Raw genomic sequence first — 19285 nt, 5'->3', positions numbered from 1 at the left:
CCAGCCGGGCAGCCACCAAGCGGTGGACGTCAGCGCACCTGCGTCGGCTCGTACGCCTCGGTGAGCGCCTGGGCGGCCCGGTTCACCCGGCGCCGCTCGGCGATCACCATGGCCAGGACCACGGCGAAGCCCAGCAGGAACAGCGCGGTGATGGCCAGGATGCCGTCGCCGGGCGCCTGCAGGGTCCGGTCCTCGGACTGCCATGGCCACAGCGAGCGCAGGCTGCCGATTAGCGCGCCGGACATCACCGCCAGAGTCATCCGGCGATGCTTGTCCAGCAGCCACTGGAGCAGCTTGACGAAGAGCGACAGGCCGATGACCATGCCGGTGGCGAAGATCGCGAGGTAGCCCCAGTCTCGGTCGTTGAGGGCGGCGATGGTCGGTTCGTAGAGACCGACGGTCAGCAGCAGGAACGATCCGGAGACGCCGGGCATCACCAGCGCGCAGACCGCCACCGCCGCCGCGATCAGCAGGATCATCGGGCGTGGTTCGAGGGTGGCCTGTGGCAGGCCGGTGAGCGCGAACGCGGCCGCCGCGGCGATCACCAGGCCGACCACCTCGCGCCGCCGCCACGGCTTGCCGACCATCGAGACCGGCACCAGCACCGAGGCGAGCACCAGGCCGAGGAAGAGGCCACGGGTGTGTTCGGGGTAGCCGGTCAGTAACGGCTCCAGCAGCTTCGCGGCGAGCAGCAGGCCGGGCACCATCCCGATCATCAACGGGATCACCACGTCCCAGTGGGCCTGCCGCATCTGGTGTCCCGCCCGCGTCCAGCCACGCCCCCGAGGTACGTCCGACGCTGCGTACCGGACGGCGTTCACCACGTGGCCGGCGGACACGATCAGCCGTTCGTACACCCCGGTGACCAGCGCGATGGTGCCACCGCTGACCCCCGGCACGGCCTCCGCCACGCCGATGGCCCCACCGCGCAGGACATGGCCTACCCGTTCGCCCAATGCCATTAAGAATCGGTCTCCTGCCTCGCTCGCCCGGTCGCCTGGGTGGCGCCCGCCACGGCCGCCCAGGTTACCGGGGCCGCGAGCGGCGCCCTGGTGGCGTCAGAGGCGGGGGTCCACCGGCTCGGACTCGCACGCCAGGATCGCGAACACCAACTCGTGCCGACGCCACAGCGGAGCGCCGTCGACCAACGCGTCCAACGCGGCCAGTCCGAGCCCGTGCTCCCGCAGCGCCATCCCGCGTTTGCGTCCCAGGGACCGCTTGCGCAGCGCGGCCAACTCCGCCGGCTCGGTGTAGCCGGGACCGTAGATGATCCGCAGGTACTCCCGTCCCCGGCACTTGATGCCCGGCTGGAGCAGCGAGCCCCGCTCGCTGCGGGCCGCCGGACCGGCGTACGGCTTGACCACCATGCCCTCGCCACCGGCCTCGGTCAGCTCCAGCCACCAGCGGGTCGCGGCCTGCACCGCGTCCGCGTCGCCGAGGTCGACCACCTGGCGTCGGGTCGGGGTGAAGAACTCCGGGTCCGCCGCGCAGAGTCGGTCGGCCTGGGCCAGGTGCCAGCCGTGGTCGCGGTCGGCGTACCCGGCAGAACCACCGGCCAGCACCGCGAACGGGGCCAGCGTCACCCCGCGCAGTCCGTCGGTCGGCCCCACGTACGCCCGGTAGGCGGACGTGTAGGCGAGCACGTCGTCCAGGCGACGGGCGGTCCGGTCGCGCAGCGCGGTCACGTCCAGCCCACGCGCGGCGGCGGCGTCCACCGCGGCCAGTGTCGCCGGCAGGGCGGCCCGGCCGGCGGCACCCACCCCGGCGTACTGCTCCCGGATCAGGCCACCGGCCTTGGCCGACCAGGGCAGCAGCTCACAGTCGAGCAACAGCCAGTCGGTCTCCAACTCCGCCCACAGCCCGGCGGCGGTCACCGCTGCGCGGACCCGGTCGAGCAGTTCGGTGTCCAGCGGACCGCCGAAGAACGGCCGTCCGGTGCGGGTGTGGACGATCCCGCCGCCCGGCCCGAACGGGCCGCCGTCCGGCTCCCGGCAGACCAGCACCACCGCGCGGGAGCCCATGTGCTTCTCCTCGCAGACCACCCGGTCCACCCCGGCCGCCCGGTAGTCGGCGAACGCCTCCGTCGGGTGTTCCAGGTAGCCGTCGACGCGGGACGTCGAGCACGGTGCCATGGTCGGCGGCAACCAGGCCAGCCAGCGCGGGTCGACCGCGAAGCGGCTCATCACCTCCAACGCGGCCGCGGCGTTCTCCGCCGGCACCGTCAACGAGCCGTACGTGTGCTCCACGTGCCGCCGCCCGGTCACGTCGGTCAGCTCCAGCACCGCGTCCGGGCGGGACGGGGCGGCGACGAGCGGGCGCACCGGGGCGTACCACTCGCGTTCTGCCGGCACCGAGACCAGCTCGCGCTCCGGGTAGCGCAGCGCGGTCAGCCGCCCTCCGAAGACGCACCCGGTGTCGATGCAGATGGTGTTGTTGATCCACTCCGGCTCGGGCGTGGGGGTGTGGCCGTAGACGACGGTGGCCGCACCCCGGTACTCGCGGGCCCACGGGTAGCGCACCGGCAGGCCGTACTCGTCGGTCTCGCCGGTCGTCTCGCCGTACAGCGCGAAGGCGCGTACCCGGCCGGAGGCCCGGCCCTGGTACTCCTCCTTGAGCCCGGCGTGCGCGACCACCAGCCGGCCGCCGTCGAGCAGGTAGTGGCTGACCAGCCCGTCGACGAAGGTGGCCACCTCGGCGGTGAACTCGGCCGGCTCGGCCGCCAACTGGTCCAGCGTCTCGGCCAGGCCGTGCGCCACCTTCACGTTGCGCCCGCGCAGCTTGCGCAGCAGCTTCTGCTCGTGGTTGCCGGGTACGCAGAGCGCGTGCCCGGCCGCGACCATCCCCATCACCAGACGGAGTACCCCGGGCGAGTCCGGGCCGCGGTCCACCAGGTCACCGACGAACACGGCGGTACGCCCCGACGGGTGGGTCGCGTCCACCGCGCGGCCCGCCTCGTCGTGGTGCAGTCGCCAGCCCAGCCGGAGCAGCAGCGTCTCCAGTTCGGCCCGACAGCCGTGCACGTCACCGACGATGTCGAACGGCCCGGTCAGCTCGCGCCGGTCGTTGAACATCCGCTCGTACCGGATCTCGGCGCGGTCGATCTCGTCGGTCCCGCGCAGGACGTGCACCTTGCGGAAGCCCTCCCGGGCCAACTGGCCGTAGCCGCGACGCAGGTCGCGGGACATCCGGGCGAGCACCTGCCGACCGAAGGTGCGGTCGCTGCGCGCCTCGGTACGCTCCCAGGCCAGCGCCTCCGGCACGTCGAGCACGATCGCGACCGGCAGCACGTCGTGTTCCCGGGCGACCCGGACCAGGGCGGCCCGGGCGTGCGGCTGAAGGTTGGTGGCGTCGACCACGGTGAGCCGGCCGGCGCGCAGTCGCTTGGCGGCCACGTAGTGCAGCGCGTCGAAGGCGTCGGCGGAGGCCGACTGGTCGTTCTCGTCGTCGGCGACCATCGCCCGGAACGCGTCGGAGGAGAGCACCTGGCTGGGCGCGAAGTGCCGACCGGCGAACGTCGACTTGCCGGAGCCCGAGACTCCGACGAGCGCCACCAGGGCCAGCTCGGGAATGTCCAGGACGCTCATCACCACTCCTGCTCATTGGAGTAAGGAAGGGCACCTTATTAACGCCTCCGGTAGAGCAAGGGCCCCTTATTAACAGTCAGATCCGGGTGAACACGGCGAGTTGAGTGGGTGCGCCCACCTCCGGGTCGTCGTCGCCGACACCGGACGAGGCAGCCGTGTAGCCGTACGTCGCGCAGATCCGGCGTACCCAGTCGGCGAACTCGGCGCGGGACCACTCGAAGCGGTGGTCGGGATGCCGGAAGGCACCCGGCGGCAACCCCTCGTACCGCACGTTGTGCTCGACGTTCGGCGTGGTCACCACGACCGTCGCCGGTCGGGCGTACCCGAACACGCTGTCCTCCAGCGCCGGCAACCGAGGCGGATCGACGTGCTCGACCACCTCCATCAGCACCGCCGCGTCGTACCCGCGCAGCCGGTCGTCCCGGTAGGTCAACGCGGACTGCCGCAACGCCACCCGGTCACGCTGACGCTCCGGCAGCCGGTCCAGCCGCAGCCGCCGGACGGCCGACGCGAGCGCCTGGGCGGAGACGTCGGTGCCGACGATCTCGGTGAACCGGCGGTCCCCGATCAGCGTGGCCAGCAACGCGCCGCCGCCGCAGCCCAGGTCCAGCACCCGATGCGCCCCGGACTCCACCAGCGCCGCGTGCACCGCCGTCCGGCGTCGCGCGGCCAACGACGCCCGGTTTCCGGCCCGGTGGGCAGACACGTCATCCGCGTCGTCCTCCACCGCCGGCTCGTCGGCGGGCCGCAGGGCGGCCAGCCGCTCCAACGCCGCACCGGCCAGCGCCCGCTGGTGCGCCAGATAGCGGCGGACGATCAGCGCCCGCTCCGGGTGCTCACCGAGCCAGCCCGCACCCGCCCGCAGCAGCTTGTCGACCTCGTCCGGGGCCACCCAGTAGTGCTTCGCGTCGTCCAGCACGGGCAGCAGGACGTACAGGTGGTTGAGCGCGTCGGCCACCCGCAGCGTGCCGGTGAGGGTCAGATCGACGTACCGGCTGTCGCCCCACTCCGGGAACTCCTCGTCGAGCGGGACGGCGGTCGCGGTGACGGCCCACCCGAGTGGAGAGAAGAGGCGTACGGCCACGTCGGCACCGCCCCGGCAGCGCAGCACCGGCACCCGTACCTCCAGCGGGATGGCCGTACCCGCCAACTCCGGGCGGTCCCGCGACTCGCCGCGCAGCGCCGACCGGAACACCCGCGACAGCGCCGAGGCGAGCAGGCTGGACGCGGCGTACTGCCGGTCGTTGACGTACCGCCCGAGGGTGAAGGTCTCCGGCGCGGTGGCCGAGTGCCGACCCCGACCCCGACCCTGCGCGGCCAGCTTCGCCGGGTCGACGTCGAGCAGCAGCGCGGCGGTGCAGCGCCGCTCGTCGGCCTCGGGATAGAAGACGTGCGCGGTGCCGACGGGCACGTCGAAGGCGTGCGTCCGGTCGGGGTGCTTGACCAGCAGGTGCCCCAGGTCGGTCGCGGGGTGGTGCGTGGTGGTCAGGGTGAGCAGCACGCGGTTCATCGTGCCAGGTTCGTCGATCTTGCGCTGTTTGGTTTTTGGGGGTGGTTGCGGTGGGGGTTTCCGGGGAGCCCCACCCGCTCCGGGCGGTCAGGCTTGATCCCTGCGCAGGTGGGGCTCCCCGGAAACCTGACGTGCGCACGCGCCGTCGGAGGACGAGAGGGGGGCGTGCTGCTCAGTGGGAGCTTGCAGGCGGGCTGCTGCTCGGTGGGAGCTTGCAGGGTGGGCTGCTGCTCAGCGGGAAGTCTCGGGGGAGGGGAGGTGCGGGAGGGTCAGCGGTAGTCGTCTTCGTCGGGGGCTACTACCCGGGCCTGCTCCATGGCGTCCCAGTCGTCGACCTCCAGGCCGCGGTGCGGTTCGTCCTCGACCTCTGCGGGGTTGACCACCGTGGCCTGCTCGACCGCGTCGGCCGGCTCGGCCTCCAGGTCGCGTTCGTCAGCGCTGAGGTGGTCGCCGGGGGCGAAGTCCTCGCCGGGCTGGCCCATTCGGTGCCTCCGGGATGTCGGTGGACGGTACCCGCTCCACGGTACGGGCTGTGCCGGTGTCGCGCTGGGAACCGGCACGCCACCCGGCGGGGCGAAGGGTACGCCGGAGGTGCGGCCCAGTCGGGCGAATCGCCCCACCGGCGGCTCGCCCCGGTGCCAGGATGGTCCCGTGGGCTTCCTCATCCGGCTGGTGACGACCGCCGTCGCGCTGTGGATCACCACTCTGATCGTGCCCGGGGTCGAGGTGACCGGGCGGACCGGCTACGACACCGTGTTCACCCTGCTGATCGTGGCGCTGATCTTCGGCGTGGTCAACGCGGTGCTCAAGCCGTTGATCAAGGTGGTGGGCTGCGTCTTCTATCTGTTGACCCTGGGCCTGTTCGCGCTGGTGGTCAACGCGCTGTTGTTCCTGCTGACGGACTGGATCGCCGGCACCCTCCGCCTGCCGTTCCACGTGGACGGCTTCTGGCCCGCCTTCTGGGGAGCCATCGTGATGGCGGTGGCCACCTGGCTGATCAGTGTCGTGGTGCCGGACCGCGCGGACCGTCGGTGAGTCGCCCGGCACCGGGCCGGTTGTGCCGGGCCGGTCCAGCTACGGGATACTTCCCGCGTAGGACAGCGCGGTCCGGCGCACCAATGGAGATCAGGCGGCCATCCGGCCGACCGCCAACGGAGTTTCGCGCGGCTGCCCGGCCGACCGTCGACAGGCGGCCGATCGGCCGGCGCAAGAAGAGCGGCGGCCGCACGGCCGTCAGCGGCAAGTAAGGAGCGTTCGACATGCCCATCGCTTCCCCCGAGGCTTACGCCGAGATGCTGGACCGCGCCAAGGCCGGCCGGTACGCGTACCCGGCGATCAACGTGACGTCGTCGCAGACGCTCAACGCGGCGCTCAAGGGCTTCGCCGACGCGGAGAGCGACGGCATCATCCAGGTCTCCACCGGTGGCGCCGAGTACCTCTCCGGCCCGTCGGTGAAGGACATGGTCACCGGCGCGGTGGCGTTCGCCGCGTACGCGCACGAGGTGGCCAAGAAGTACCCGGTCAACATCGCGCTGCACACCGACCACTGCCCGAAGGACAAGCTGGACAAGTTCGTCCGGCCGCTCATGGCCATCTCGCAGGAGCGGGTCAAGAACGGCCAGGAGCCGCTCTTCCAGTCGCACATGTGGGACGGCTCGGCCGTGCCGGTCGCGGAGAACCTGGAGATCGCCGAGCAGCTTCTCGCCGAGGCCGCCAAGGGCAAGATCGTCCTGGAGATCGAGGTCGGCGTCGTCGGCGGTGAAGAGGACGGCGTCGAGAACGCGATCAACGACAAGCTCTACACCACGGTCGAGGACGGTCTCGCCATGGTCGAGGCGCTCGGCCTGGGTGAGAAGGGCCGCTACATGGCCGCCCTGACCTTCGGCAACGTGCACGGTGTCTACAAGCCGGGCAACGTCAAGCTGCGGCCCGAGGTGCTGAAGCAGATCCAGGACGCCGTCGGTGCCAAGTACGGCAAGGACAAGCCGCTCAGCCTGGTCTTCCACGGTGGATCCGGATCGCTGCTCTCCGAGATCCGCGAGTCGCTGGACTACGGCGTGGTGAAGATGAACATCGACACCGACACCCAGTACACCTTCTCCCGTCCGGTGGCGGACCACATGTTCCGCAACTACGACGGCGTACTCAAGGTCGACGGCGAGGTCGGCAACAAGAAGCTGTACGACCCCCGGGTGTGGGGCAAGGCCGCCGAGGCCGGCATGGCCGCCCGGGTCGCGGAGGCCTGCGAGCACCTGCGCTCGACCGGCACCACGATGACCAAGTGACGTCCTGACGTCGCCGCCGACGGCGGCCGGTTCCTCCCACGGAGCCGGCCGCCGTCGTGTTTCTGGGCTTCGCGTGTAAGGAGGGGACCCCTACTAACGCCTGGTGTATAGCAGGGGTCCCCTCCTTTCACCACAGGAGGTCGCTCAGGACGACGAGCGCAGGAGCAGGCGGACCGCCTCGTGCACGTCGTCGGTGAGGTGCACGGTGCCGGACAGGTCGCCGAAGGGTGACGTGGCCAGCAGCGGCCTCAGCAGCGACTCCACCGGCAGTTCGGTCGTCCAGTACTCGCGGTCCAGGAACACGTACGCCCCGCTGGCCCCGTCCGTGCCGTAGTAGGTCTTGGTGGCCGCCTGGAACACCTCCTGCACGGTGCCTGCCCGACCGGGCGCGAAGACGATCCCGCCCCGGGCCAGCCGCAGGATGGTGTCCTCGCGGATGGCGTTCGAGAAGTACTTGGCGATCCGGCCGGCGAACAGGTTCGCCGGTTCGTGGCCGTAGAGCCAGGTCGGCACGGCCAGCCCGCCACAGTTGGCCCAGTCCAGGTCGCCGGTGGTCAGCGCGGCCGAGTCGGCCCGGTACGCGACGGCCGGCTCCGCGCCGTCCTCCGGTGGCGTGACCGAGCGACCGAACAACTCCCGGACCCGCAGCGCCGCCGCCGTGTAGCGGTCGTGGTCGGTGAAGTCTGGTGCGGTGGCGAGCAGGTCGATGGCGGCGGTCAGGTCCTCGGCCGGTCGGGTCGACAGGTACGCGCCCAGGTTGGCGGCCTCCATCACACCCGGGCCGCCGCCGGTCACCACCAGGCGGTGGGCCCGCGCCAGCTCCCAGCCCAGGACTGCGGCCGTCCGGTACGGCGCGCTGCCCCGGCGTACCGCGTGCCCGCCCATCACCCCGACCACGGACTGCGGCCCGTGCGTGGTCAGCCAGGCCCGGGTGGCGTCGGCCAGCGCGTTGTCCACGCCGTGGTCGTGCAGCCGCTGGCCGAGCGCCTCGCGTACGTCGGGCAGCGCCCCGCCGTGCGCCCGGAAGTGCGCGTACACGCGGCTGTCGTACATCGCCTCGAAGCCGCCCTCGGTGAAGCCGGCGGCCAGTTCCTCGGGGGTGTAGAGGTGCGGCGGCTGGGTCGGGTACGGCAGGCCGGAGAAGGGCGGCACCACGTTCGCGCCCCGTCGGACCAGATCGGCGCCGACCTGCCGGGAGGCGAAGCGGCAGCCGACGAAGAGGGTTCCGGCGACCTCGATGTCGCGCAGGTCGGGGACCGGGTCCAGGTCCAGCCGGAGCCCCTGGACGGTCAGCCCGACCAGGGTTCCGTCGGCGAGCCGCCGATCGAGTTCGGCCCGGGTCTGGATCTCGTTCAACCAGGTGTGCGGCTCGATGACGTCCGCAGGGGGTGGGGTCGGCACCCGGCCATCCTGCCCGGTTGCCGCAACCGTGCCCGAGCTGGCCCCGATCCGGTGAGAAAAGGGGGCGGGAGCCCGGCGGCCTGGCCGAGCTCCCGCAACTCCGGTTCCTGGGGAGGCTCCGGACTTTTAGTTGTAGTGGAAAGGACCCGGCGGCGGCATGGGCCGCAGGCGTGACGGACCTCTCGGCCGTTCAGCCAGTCGGCTCGCCGGACCCCCTCGCGGGCCCTGGACGGAAGCGGGTTGAATGGGACGATGCAGAACCTCTTGCCGGAGCCCCCGGCCACGCTCCTGCCCGCACACGACGAGGCCGACTCCACGCTGGCCACGGCCGAGCAGGACGGCGGCGACGAGGCGTTGGCCGCGGTGGCCGCCCGGTTCCCGACGCACAGCGCCGCCTGGGCCGCGTTGGCCGCCCGCGCTCTCGCCGAGGGCCAGGTCGTCGCCGCGTACGCGTACGCCCGCACCGGTTACCACCGGGGACTCGACCAGTTGCGCCGCAGCGGCTGGAAGGGGCACGGGCCGGTGCCCTGGTCGCACGAGCCGAACCGGGGCTTCCTGCGCTGCCTCTATGTGCTGTCCCGCGCCGCCGACGCGATCGGTGAGGCGGACGAGGCCGCCCGTTGTGCCCAGTTCCTCCGCGACTGTGACCCGGCTGCCGCCGACGCGCTGGCCAGTAACTGACCGTCCGCCGAGCCGCCGGCTCGGAGCAGGTGCTCCGTGGGCCGGCGGTTCGACGTGACGCCCACCGCCGAGACTGCGCGGCCGGGGTCTGGAGCGGTCTAGAGCCCCTCGGCGACCGAGGCGGCGATCTTGAGCCAGGCGTCCCGGGTCGCCGACGAGAGCTGGGCGTACCGGATCGGCTCGCCGGTGTCGATGAGCCGCTCGTACGGAGCCAGCAGCACGCCCCGGGTACGCGCGGCGAAGTGCTCCTGGATCGCGGGCAGGTCGATCTCCTTGCGGGACGGCGGCATGGAGACCACTGTGACCGCCTGCCGGACCAGCCGTTGCCGACCGCTCTGCTCCAGGTGGTCGAGCATCCGGGCGGCGGTCTCGGCCGAGTCGTTACGGGCCGACATGGTGACCACCAGTTGGTCGGTCGCGTCCATCGCGGCCTGCCAGTTCTGCGCCCGTACGTTGTTGCCGGTATCCACGAAGATCAGCTTGTAGAACCGGCTGACCACCTCTCGGATCTCGCCGAAGGCCGAGGCGGTGAGCATCTCGCCGCCGGTGGCCGACTCGTCGGAGGCGAGGACGTCGAACATCCCCTCGCCCTGCGAACGGACGTACTGCGACAGGTCACCGACCCGCCCGTGCGCTCCGTGGAACTGCCCCAGGTCGCGTAGCAGGTCCCGCACCGTACGCGAGTGGAAGTCCTGCTGGGCACGCATGCCGAGGGTGCCCTGGGTCTCGTTGTTGTCCCAGGCCAGCACGTACCCGCCGCGCTTCTGACCGAACGTCATCGCGAGCAGCAGGATGGCGACGGTCTTGCCCGCCCCACCCTTCGGGTTGACCACGGTCACCTGCCGGAGTCCGCCGAAGTTGCGGCGGACCGTCTCGATGTCCCGCTTGAGTTCCAGTTCCTGCCGGCCGGGCGGCAGTTTCACCAGGCCGGTGCGGTTCACCACCGCCCGTACGCCCATCGTGGCGACCGGGTCGGCGGGACGGACCTGCCGCCGTCGGGCGAAGTCCTCGGCGGTGGGCGGGACGCCCGGCTCGGCCGGGTTCCAGGCCGGATCCGGGTAGCCGACGGGCGTCGGGTTCGCGGCCGGGTGGGGCAGTTGCGGTGCCGGGGGTGCCGCCGTCGGCGGTGGCGCGCCCTGCTGCCAGGGCGCCGGGTTCCAGGCCGGCTGCGGCGGGAACGGGCCGGGCGGAGAGTCCGCCTGGTGCGGCGCCGGGTACCCCGGGCCGTCCGGCTGGTGCGGAGGCGGGTACGCCGAGCCGTCCGGCTGTGGCGGGACCGCGCCAGGCTGGGGCGGCAGCGAACCAGCCTGCGGTGGCACTGCTCCGGGCTGGGGCGGCACTGCACCGGGCTGGGGCGGCACTGCTCCGGGCTGGGGCGGGAACATGCCGGGCTGGGGCGGCGGCATGGGCACGCCGTGCTGCGGCACGGGCGGCACCGCCGCGCCCTGGTGCTCGGGGAGCGGGCCGACATGCGGCATCGGGATCGAGTCACGGTGCGGCGGCGGCACCGGGGTGCCGTGCTGCGGTGCCGGCACGGGGTACGTCCCGGCCTGCGGCGGCACCGGCCGACCGGGCCCGGCTGCCGACGGCACCGGCGGGAGCGGCTGCACGCCGGTGGCCCAACCGGGACGTGGCGCACGGTCAACGGTCCCGGACGGGTCGCTGCCCTCCGGCGAGCCTGCGGTGGGGCGCTGCGGTGGTTGCGCCCAGGGCGACTTCGTCGACGGCCGAACCGGCGGCGGGCCGTCGCCGTCGCCGTCGAGGTGGTCGCCACCGCTCGCCGAGGTCTCCGCCGTCGCCGCCTCGGGTCCGCCGTCCGGGTCCGGCCCACCGGCGGCGGCCGGGTCGGAGTCGGTGGCGGGACGCGGGCCGGGAACGGCCGCCGCACCAGCGTTGCCGGGCGTGTCGTCGCGCGGAGGCGCGAGCGAGGTCGGCCGGTCGAGAGTGAACGGCAGGTCCAGGTCGACCCGGCCGTGCTCCGGCTGCGGCGTCGGCGCGGGTGCCCAGCCGGTGGGCGGCGGCACACTCGCCCGTCCGCCGACCACGGGCGGTGGCACACTCGCCTGCCCGCTGGCCACGGGCGGCGGCACACTCGGCTGTCCGCCGACGGGCGGCGGCACACTCGGCTGGCCACCGACGGGCGGCGGCGCGGGCGCCCATCCGGGACCCGTCGTCCCCGCCTCGCCGCCGACACCGGCGGTCAGCGACGGGTAGTCGGCGGGCGAGGGCGGGCCGCCCGGCTGGCCGGTCGATGACGGATGACCCGGCTGACCGGCGGTCGGCGGCACCGGGTAGGCCGACCGGTCAGGAGCGGACGGCGCGGTGGGCGGCGTCGGCGGGGTCGCCCATGCGGGCGTGCCGAAGCCCTCGACCTGATCCGGCGGCCAGAGTGGTTCGATGTCCCGTTCCGGTGCCCCTTGCTGGCCGGGCACGTGCGCCCGGTCGGCGTTCTCGTCCACCACGGTTCCTCCCCCATTCCCTCTGCCGAGGATAGGCCCACCGGCCGACCTCGGCCGCCGACGCGGGGTGGGGTCAGACGGCCCAGACCGCCCAGGCACCCGACTCGGTCCACCAGGACCGCTTACGGGTCAACTGCCCCTCCACGCCGTCGTCCAGATACGGCAGCGCACCCTCGTCCCGGGGCAACACGGACACCGCCCGGCCCCGGGCCCGGCGCACCTCCAGGCGTACCCGTCGGCGACCCAGCCGCGACCGGGTCACCACCGGGACCGCCACCGCCACCTCGACCAGCCCGTCCGTGGGGTCGGGCGCGGCGAGCAGGGTGACGTCGTCGAGCCGGGCGTACCCGGCGGCGTTGCCGATCGCGCAGGCCAGCAGCGGGTCGTCGCCGTGGGAGAGCACCGCGTCGTCCACCTCCACCCGACCACGCCAGTGCAACGGGCGTCCGTCCTCGGCGGCGGCACCGAGCAGCGCCCCGTCCAGCGTCACCGAGCCGCCGTCGTTGCGCAGCAGGTCCAGTCGGCGGGGCGTGCCGTCGAGCACGGCGGCGGCCACCGCCGCCGGATCACGGGGGAGGCCGAGCTGCGCGGCGAGGTCCCGGTGCGTCGTGCTGCGGGCCGGATCCAGCGGGAGTACGCCGACCGGCGGCAGGTCCGGCACGGTCCGGCCGTCGGCCAGGTCGGCCGGACGACGACTCGGCGGTGGGGCGTACCGCCGGACCAACCGGCGTATCACGGCCCGCAACTGTGCGTCACCGGCGACTGCCACCACGAGACGGATCTTGGAGTCCGGGTCGGGCCAGGTGAGCCCGTCCGGACGCGGCGGCGCGTCCAGTCGGGCCAGCACCTCGTCGATCTCCGCGTCCGAGCGGGCGGTCACCGTCTCGACTCGCGCGCCTCGGGCGGTCAGTGCGTCCGCGCAGGCCAGCACCGGTACGCGCGGAGTCTCGCAGCGTTCCGGGCGGTCCGGGGCAGCCTCGGGCGCTCCGCCACAACAGGCTCCGCCGCTGCCACACCCGGCCCCGGGAGCGTCCCGCTCCGAGCCGAGGGTGAGCAGCACCACGTCGTACACGGGTAGGCCCCTCCTGCCTCTCGGCGCGACCCCTGCCGGTCGTGCCGTCACTACTTGTTAACCTGACACCCCGGGCTCGCTGACCGGTCGCCATCTGGCACCCGAGCCTTCTGGAGGCGAAGAGATGCCAGCGATCGTGCTCATCGGCGCTCAGTGGGGTGACGAGGGCAAGGGCAAGGTTACCGACCAACTGGGTGAGCGGGTCGACTACGTCGTGCGCTACTCCGGCGGCAACAACGCCGGGCACACCGTGATCACCCCTGACGGCCAGAAGTACGCGCTGCACCTCATGCCCTCGGGCGCACTCTCCCCGAACGCCGTGATCGTCATCGGCAACGGCGTGGTGGTCGACCCCAAGGTGCTGCTGACCGAGATCGACGGGCTCGCCGAGCGCGGCGTGGACGTCTCCCGGCTGCGCATCTCCGGCGACGCGCACCTGATCATGCCGCACCACCGGGCGCTGGACCGGGTGGTCGAGCGCTACCTCGGCAGCTCCCGCATCGGCACCACCGGCCGGGGCATCGGCCCCGCGTACGGCGACAAGGTCGCCCGGATGGGCATCCGGGTGCAGGACCTGCTCGACCCGGGCATCTTCCGCAAGAAGCTGGAACTCGCGCTGCGCGAGAAGAACCAGGTGCTGTTCAAGGTCTACAACCGCAAGGCGGGGGACGTCGACGCCACCATCGAGGAGTACCTGGAGTACGCGGAGCGGCTGCGGCCGTACATCGCGGAGACCCGCTCGATGCTCTGGGACGCCCTGGACCGTGGCGACACCGTACTCCTCGAAGGCGCCCAGGCCACCATGCTCGACATGGACCACGGCACGTACCCCTTCGTCACCTCGTCGAACCCGACGGCCGGCGGCGCGTGCGTGGGTGCGGGCATCCCGCCGACCGCGATCACGAAGGTGATCGCGGTGAGCAAGGCGTACACCACCCGGGTCGGTTCGGGTCCGTTCCCGACCGAGCTGTTCGACGACAACGGCGCGCACCTGCGCAAGGTCGGCCACGAGTACGGCACCACCACCGGCCGGGAGCGCCGCTGCGGCTGGTTCGACGCGGTGGTGGCCCGGTACGCCTGCCGCCTCAACGGCGTCACCGACCTGGTCGTCACGAAGCTGGACGTGCTCACCGGCCTGGCCACCGTGCCGATCTGCGTCGGCTACGAGATCAACGGCAAGCGCGTCGACGACATGCCGATGACCCAGACCGACTTCCACCACGCCACGCCGATCTACGAAGAGCACGACGGCTGGTGGGAGGACATCACCAAGGCGCGGACCGAGGACGACCTCCCCGAGAACGCCCGGCGCTACATCGCCCGCATCGAGCAGCTCTGCAACACCCGCGTCAGCGTCGTAGGCGTAGGCCCCGGCCGCGAGGAAAACGTAACCCGCCACCCCCTCCTCCCCTAACCGCTCCCCACCCCACCCACCCCTCTCCGTGTTGATCAAGAAGTTTTGGTCGCGGTGAGGGGCCCCGCGTGACCCAAATCCCTTGATCAACCCCGCTGGCGGCGGAGGTTGTCCACAGAGGGCGGCGGGTTATCCACAGGGGTGGAGGAGTGGGGGGTGTGGGCGGTGGGGTGGGGGGATGGGGGAGACGGGATTCGGGGCGCGAAGCGGTGTGGTGACGGTGGAACAGGCGCTGTCGGCGGGGTTCACCCGGGGGCAGATCCGCCATCTGGTCCGGTCGGGGCGGTGGGTCAGGCTGGCCCGAGGGCGCTTCGCACCGTCCCCCGAATCTGACCCGTTGGCGCTACGACGGGCCCGGATCCGGGCGGCGGTGGACAGTCTGGGGCCGGGGGCGGTGGCCGTAATGGGGACCGCCGCCGAGTTGCACGGGATCGCCGGGCTGCGTGCCGCGTCCGAGATCCACGTCTCGGTGCCGGTGCAGTGCCCGCGCCCGCAGCGGCGTACCGATCCGGAACTCGTCGTACACCAGTTGACGTTGGGTCCGGACGATGTCGACGTGCTGGCCGGTGTGCCGGTCACCACCGCTGTGCGTACCGTCGCCGACGTCATCCTGCGCGCGGACCGGTACCCCGCCGTCTGCGTCCTGGACTCGGCGCTCAACCGGCGGCTGCTCACCGAGGCGGACCTGGCGTCGATCCCCGCTCTGATCGCCGGACGGCGCGGTGCTGTCGCCGCCCGGCGGCACCTCACCGAGACGGACGGCCGGGCCCAGTCGCCGCTGGAGACGCGTGCCCGGCTGCGGTGCGTCGACGGCGGTGTCCCGCCGGACGTACTCCAGGTCGAGGTTCGAGACGAGGACGACTGGCTCCTGGGCGTCGGTGACCTGGGCTGGCGCCGGGCCCGCCTGATCGCCGAGGCGGACGGCAGAGTGCCGCACGACGGACCACAGGCGATCTACGCGGACCGGATGCGACAGAACCGCCTGGTCAACGCCGGCTGGCGCATCCTCCGTTTCACCTGGTCCGACACCCTCCACCCCGACTACATCCCGCAAACCGTCAAACAAGCCCTCCGCACCCCCCACTAACCCCGGCTGCCCACCCCCACCCCCACCCCACCCTCGCCACCCGGTTGATCAAGAAGTTTGAGCGTCGAGACGCCGAAATTGAGACGCGAACTTCTTGATCAACAGGGGCGGCGGGGGCGGTGGGTAGGATGCCGGCTGTGCGTGTTCTGTTGCTGGGTAGTGGTGGACGGGAGCACGCGCTTGCGCTGCGGCTCGCCGAGGATCCGACCGTCGAGCAGGTGATCGCGGCACCGGGGAATCCCGGGATCGCAGGCGTGGCCGAGCTGCGGGAGGTCGTGGCGACGGATCCCGAATCCGTGGCGGGGCTGGCGGTCGAGGTGGCTGCCGACCTGGTCGTGATCGGGCCGGAGGCGCCGCTGGTCGCCGGAGTCGCCGACGCGCTGCGGGCCAAGGGCATCGCGGTGTTCGGTCCGTCGGCCGAGGCGGCGCAGTTGGAGGGCTCCAAGACGTTCGCCAAGGACGTGATGACGGCCGCCGGGGTGCCCACGGCCCGCGCCCACACCTGCACCGGCGAGGCGGGTACGGCCGCTGCCCTGGACGAGTTCGGGCCGCCGTACGTGGTGAAGAACGACGGGCTCGCCGCCGGCAAGGGCGTGGTGGTGACCGAGGACCGCGACGCCGCGCTGCGGCACGCCGCCGAGTGCGGTCGGGTGGTCGTCGAGGAGTACCTGGCCGGGCCGGAGGTCTCGCTGTTCGTGGTGACCGACGGCGAGGCCGCGGTGCCGCTGCTGCCCGCGCAGGACTTCAAGCGGGTCGGTGACGGTGACACCGGCCCGAACACCGGCGGCATGGGTGCCTATGCGCCGCTGCCCTGGGCGCCGTCCGACCTGGTCGACGACGTGATGCGCGACGTCGTGCACCCCACGCTGGCCGAGATGCGGCGTCGGGGCAAGCCCTTCGCCGGCCTGCTCTACGTCGGGCTGGCGATCACCGCCGACGGTCCCCGGGTGATCGAGTTCAACGCCCGCTTCGGTGACCCGGAGACCCAGGTGGTGCTCGCCCTGCTGGAGACGCCACTGGCCGGTCTGCTGCACGCCGCCGCCACCGGCATGCTGGCCGAGCACCCGCCGCTGCGCTGGCACGACGGCGCGGCGGTCACCGTCGTGGTGGCCGCCGAGGGTTACCCGGCCCCGCCGCGTACCGGTGACGTGATCACCGGCGCGGACCGCCCGGGCGTCATCCACGCCGGCACCGCCCGCCGGGCCGCCGACGGTGCCCTGCTCTCCGCCGGCGGCCGCGTCCTCTGCGGTACGGCCACCGGCCCCGACCTGGCCGCCGCGCGCGACGCCGCCTACCAACTGGTACGCGGCATCACGCTCGCCGGGTCGCACCACCGTGGTGACATCGCGTCGTCCGCGATCGACGGCAGGATCACGCTCCCCGCCTGATCCCACCGAACCGGCCCCGGCAGCTCCGGCGGTGTGTCGACCGGCCCGGCGGTGTGTCGACCGGCCCTGGCGGCGTCGCCCAGTCCGGCGGCGTCGGCCGGGCTCGGCGGTGTCGACGGGTCCGGCGGTGTGTCGATCGGGCTCGGCGGCCTCGCCCTGTCCGGCGGCCTCGCCCAGTCCGGTGGCGTCGGCTGGGCTCGGCGGCTTCGACCGGACTGGCGGCCCGACCGGTCGGTCGGCTGTCCGGCCGCCCTGATGGTGCCGTCGGGCGAGCCGCCGCGCCGGACGTCGGTGGCCGAACGGTCGGCGGTTCTGGTCGACGGGCCGCAACGCAACGACCTCCCCGCAGCGTGTTTAGTGGCGAGGGAGGTGGGATGGAAGCCGACGAGTTCGAGACGTTCGTTCGCCGGTCCACTCCGGCGTTGCGCCGGTACGCACGTGCGGTCGCCGCCGACCCGGACCAGGCGGAGGATCTCCTCCAGGAGACCTACGTCCGGGTGGCCGGGGTGTGGCATCGCGTGTTCGCCGACGGCAACCCGTTCGAATACGCCAAGATCACGATGATCCGACTGCACATCGGTCGGCTCCGGACGCTGGTCCGCCGCATCCGGCTCACCCCGGCAGCGTCACCGCTGGCCGCCGACGGTGGGACCGGCAGCAGCACCGAGGTCGGTCTCGGTCGCGTCACCGGGCATGGGTCCGATCGCGTCGACGACGGCTGGTCCGGCGACGGCGTCGAGGACGGCTGGTCCGGCGACGGCGTCGAGGACGGCGACCTGCTGCGTCGACTGCTGGCGGGGTTGCCGCCCGCGCAACGGGCGGTGCTCGTCATGGCGTACCTCGACGATCTGGACGACGCGGCGATTGCCGAGGCGATCGGGCGACGCCCGGCGACCGTCCGGTCGCTGCGGCACCGGGCGCTCGACGCGATCCGCCCGGGTCTGTCGAGCGTCCGTGCCGAAGCCGGTCGGAAGGTGGCGGGATGACCGACGTCCGGGACGCGCTCCGCGAGGTCTGGGACGACGAGCCCGACCGGTACCCGTCCGGTCCGGATCCGCTGCCGGCGGTGCGGGCCCGCCTGCGTCGTCGTCGCCGTCTCCAGGCCGTCGCCGTGGCGCTGGCCTTGTGCACGGTGGTCGGCTTGGGGGTCTTCACCGTGGTGACCGCCGGCCGACCGGCACCCGCGCCGCAGGTCGCGGCACCCGCCGGCCCCGCCGTGCCCGAACTGCGTGGCCTGCCGGCCTATCTGCGACCGGCCGACCCTGCCGAGGCGGTGCTGCGGATGGCCCGCCCGCAGGCGGTGCCGAGCGGCGACCGGGTGGCGTACGAGGGTGCCGGCCCGGTGATCCGGGTGGTCGCGGTCTTCGACTTCGAGGCGGCGCTGGGACTGCCCGGGGTGCCCCGCGAGGTGACCGTGGCGACTGTGGCGCAGGTGTTGGCCACGGACGACGTGGCGACCTCGACGGCGTACCTGTCGGCGTGGCTTCCCGACGGGCGTACCCTGTTCGTCTCCGTGACCGGGGACACGCCGCAGGTCCGTGCGGCGACGCTGGATGCGCTCGTCGAGGCCAACCTGGGCTGATCTTGGCCGGTCAGACCGGGTGGACCGGCCGATCGGCCCTGACCGTGCGGTTGACATCCCGTGTCACGATCATCGTGCCGGTGGCCTGGTCGGGCCGCCGGGTGCGGGGAGGAGGACAAGGTGACCGGCTTTCTGGCCACGGCACTCAGTTTCCCCACCGTGCTGTTCAGCTTCCTGCTCGTGGTCGTCGTCGGCTACTGGCTGCTGGTGCTGACCGGGGTGCTGGATCTGGGCGACGACCTGGACGTCGACGGCGGACCCGGTACGTTCCTCGCCGGGCTCGGGCTCGGTGGCGTACCCAGTGCGATCATCTTCTCCCTGCTCGTCGCGGTGGCCTGGTTCGTCAGCCTGGCCGGTACCGCGCTGCTCGACGGCATCGGGCTCGGCGCCGGCACCCGGATCGCGGTCTCGGTCGGCGTGCTGCTGGCCGCGGCGTTCTGCGCGTACGCGGTGACCCGGCTGATCGCGGTGCCGTTGGGACGTCTCTTCCCGACCGACTCGGACGCCAGCCGGAACACCTTCGTCGGCCGCCTCTGCGTGGTGCGGACCGGTACGGTCACCGCCGACTTCGGTCAGGCCGAGGTGACGGCGGCGGACGGCTCGTCGGCGGTGGTGCAGGTCCGGCAGCCGGGCGACGAGAAGATGACGGCCGGCAGTTCCGCGTTGATCTACGACTACGACACCGAGGGTGAGTTCTTCTGGGTGATGCCCGCCGGGCCCACCTTCGACCCCCTGAGACATGCCCCCGAGTAATCGCCCCTGGTGAGTCCGCTTCCGCGCGGATCACCCCGACCTCATCCGAGGCGGCCGGTGCGAACCCCC

16 protein-coding genes are annotated in these 19285 nt (G+C 72.8%); 9 read left to right on the top strand and 7 right to left on the bottom strand.

Going from position 1 to position 19285, the window contains the following annotated elements; genetic code table 11:
• Positions 1-29 precede the first annotated feature (29 nt).
• From ABT008_RS19445 to ABT008_RS19430, 4 genes are all read right to left on the bottom strand, one after another.
• The gene (locus ABT008_RS19445) at positions 30-962 is read right to left on the bottom strand and encodes a DUF368 domain-containing protein (protein ID WP_350697611.1); all 933 of its coding nucleotides are present in this window, start codon (positions 960-962) and stop codon (positions 30-32) included.
• 96 nt (positions 963-1058) lie between these two features.
• Positions 1059-3584, bottom strand: a complete 2526-nt coding sequence (locus ABT008_RS19440; protein ID WP_350697610.1) for a polynucleotide kinase-phosphatase — start codon at positions 3582-3584, stop codon at positions 1059-1061.
• A 76-nt stretch (positions 3585-3660) separates the two neighbouring features.
• Complete coding sequence (locus ABT008_RS19435; protein WP_350697682.1) at positions 3661-5085, bottom strand: 3' terminal RNA ribose 2'-O-methyltransferase Hen1; 1425 nt, start codon at positions 5083-5085, stop codon at positions 3661-3663.
• 278 nt (positions 5086-5363) lie between these two features.
• A complete protein-coding gene (locus tag ABT008_RS19430; RefSeq protein WP_350697609.1) occupies positions 5364-5576 on the bottom strand; it encodes a hypothetical protein in 213 nt (70 codons plus the stop codon).
• A gap of 169 nt (positions 5577-5745) precedes the next feature.
• Between ABT008_RS19430 and ABT008_RS19425 the strand changes: the two genes are divergently transcribed.
• Together ABT008_RS19425 and fbaA are read left to right on the top strand one after the other, a co-directional pair.
• Positions 5746-6129, top strand: a complete 384-nt coding sequence (locus tag ABT008_RS19425) for a phage holin family protein (protein WP_350697608.1) — start codon at positions 5746-5748, stop codon at positions 6127-6129.
• 224 nt (positions 6130-6353) lie between these two features.
• On the top strand, positions 6354-7379 hold the full coding sequence (gene fbaA, locus ABT008_RS19420) for a class II fructose-bisphosphate aldolase (RefSeq protein ID WP_350697607.1): 1026 nt from the start codon (positions 6354-6356) through the stop codon (positions 7377-7379).
• Positions 7380-7523: 144 nt separating this feature from the next.
• Here fbaA and ABT008_RS19415 read toward each other — a convergent pair whose 3' ends face one another.
• Entirely contained in the window at positions 7524-8780 is a 1257-nt protein-coding gene (locus ABT008_RS19415) for an LOG family protein (RefSeq protein WP_350697606.1), read from the bottom strand.
• A gap of 252 nt (positions 8781-9032) precedes the next feature.
• Between ABT008_RS19415 and ABT008_RS19410 the strand changes: the two genes are divergently transcribed.
• Complete coding sequence (locus ABT008_RS19410) at positions 9033-9461, top strand: DUF3151 domain-containing protein (protein WP_350697605.1); 429 nt, start codon at positions 9033-9035, stop codon at positions 9459-9461.
• Between the two features lie 98 nt (positions 9462-9559).
• Here the strand turns inward: ABT008_RS19410 and ABT008_RS19405 are convergent, their stop codons facing one another.
• Both ABT008_RS19405 and ABT008_RS19400 read right to left on the bottom strand, forming a co-directional pair.
• Positions 9560-11581: a MinD/ParA family ATP-binding protein gene (locus ABT008_RS19405; RefSeq protein ID WP_502890463.1), complete on the bottom strand. Its 2022-nt coding sequence runs from the start codon at positions 11579-11581 to the stop codon at positions 9560-9562.
• Positions 11582-11993: 412 nt separating this feature from the next.
• Positions 11994-12992, bottom strand: a complete 999-nt coding sequence (locus tag ABT008_RS19400) for a diacylglycerol kinase family protein (protein WP_350697604.1) — start codon at positions 12990-12992, stop codon at positions 11994-11996.
• 124 nt (positions 12993-13116) lie between these two features.
• Here ABT008_RS19400 and ABT008_RS19395 point away from each other — a divergent pair, with 124 nt between their 5' ends.
• The 6 genes from ABT008_RS19395 (at position 13117) to ABT008_RS19370 (ending at position 19216) form a co-directional block, all read left to right on the top strand.
• A complete protein-coding gene (locus tag ABT008_RS19395) occupies positions 13117-14406 on the top strand; it encodes an adenylosuccinate synthase (protein ID WP_350697603.1) in 1290 nt (429 codons plus the stop codon).
• Positions 14407-14584: 178 nt separating this feature from the next.
• The gene (locus ABT008_RS19390) at positions 14585-15493 is read left to right on the top strand and encodes a type IV toxin-antitoxin system AbiEi family antitoxin domain-containing protein (RefSeq protein ID WP_350697602.1); all 909 of its coding nucleotides are present in this window, start codon (positions 14585-14587) and stop codon (positions 15491-15493) included.
• Between the two features lie 137 nt (positions 15494-15630).
• Complete coding sequence (purD, locus tag ABT008_RS19385; RefSeq protein ID WP_350697601.1) at positions 15631-16881, top strand: phosphoribosylamine--glycine ligase; 1251 nt, start codon at positions 15631-15633, stop codon at positions 16879-16881.
• 374 nt (positions 16882-17255) lie between these two features.
• Entirely contained in the window at positions 17256-17867 is a 612-nt protein-coding gene (locus ABT008_RS19380; RefSeq protein ID WP_350697600.1) for an RNA polymerase sigma factor, read from the top strand.
• On the top strand, positions 17864-18463 hold the full coding sequence (locus ABT008_RS19375) for a hypothetical protein (RefSeq protein ID WP_350697599.1): 600 nt from the start codon (positions 17864-17866) through the stop codon (positions 18461-18463). The genes ABT008_RS19380 and ABT008_RS19375 overlap by 4 nt, the downstream gene beginning before the upstream one ends.
• Before the next feature lie 120 nt (positions 18464-18583).
• A complete protein-coding gene (locus ABT008_RS19370) occupies positions 18584-19216 on the top strand; it encodes a hypothetical protein (RefSeq protein ID WP_350697598.1) in 633 nt (210 codons plus the stop codon).
• The last annotated feature ends 69 nt before the right edge of the window (positions 19217-19285 follow it).

This window comes from Micromonospora sp. NPDC002389 (assembly GCF_040296095.1).
In the GTDB taxonomy this organism is placed as follows: Bacteria; Actinomycetota; Actinomycetes; order Mycobacteriales; family Micromonosporaceae; genus Micromonospora.
This window is presented reverse-complemented; position numbering and strand designations above follow the sequence as displayed.

What these genes read in the sequence shown, in the direction of transcription:
- ABT008_RS19445 (WP_350697611.1), bottom strand. Translation starts at nt 962, where the DNA reads ATGGCATTGGGCGAACGGGTAGGCCATGTCCTGCGCGGTGGGGCCATC.
- ABT008_RS19440 (WP_350697610.1), bottom strand. Translation starts at nt 3,584, where the DNA reads ATGAGCGTCCTGGACATTCCCGAGCTGGCCCTGGTGGCGCTCGTCGGA.
- ABT008_RS19430 (WP_350697609.1), bottom strand. Translation starts at nt 5,576, where the DNA reads ATGGGCCAGCCCGGCGAGGACTTCGCCCCCGGCGACCACCTCAGCGCT.
- fbaA (WP_350697607.1), top strand. Translation starts at nt 6,354, where the DNA reads ATGCCCATCGCTTCCCCCGAGGCTTACGCCGAGATGCTGGACCGCGCC.
- ABT008_RS19410 (WP_350697605.1), top strand. Translation starts at nt 9,033, where the DNA reads ATGCAGAACCTCTTGCCGGAGCCCCCGGCCACGCTCCTGCCCGCACAC.
- ABT008_RS19395 (WP_350697603.1), top strand. Translation starts at nt 13,117, where the DNA reads ATGCCAGCGATCGTGCTCATCGGCGCTCAGTGGGGTGACGAGGGCAAG.
- ABT008_RS19390 (WP_350697602.1), top strand. Translation starts at nt 14,585, where the DNA reads ATGGGGGAGACGGGATTCGGGGCGCGAAGCGGTGTGGTGACGGTGGAA.
- ABT008_RS19380 (WP_350697600.1), top strand. Translation starts at nt 17,256, where the DNA reads ATGGAAGCCGACGAGTTCGAGACGTTCGTTCGCCGGTCCACTCCGGCG.
- ABT008_RS19375 (WP_350697599.1), top strand. Translation starts at nt 17,864, where the DNA reads ATGACCGACGTCCGGGACGCGCTCCGCGAGGTCTGGGACGACGAGCCC.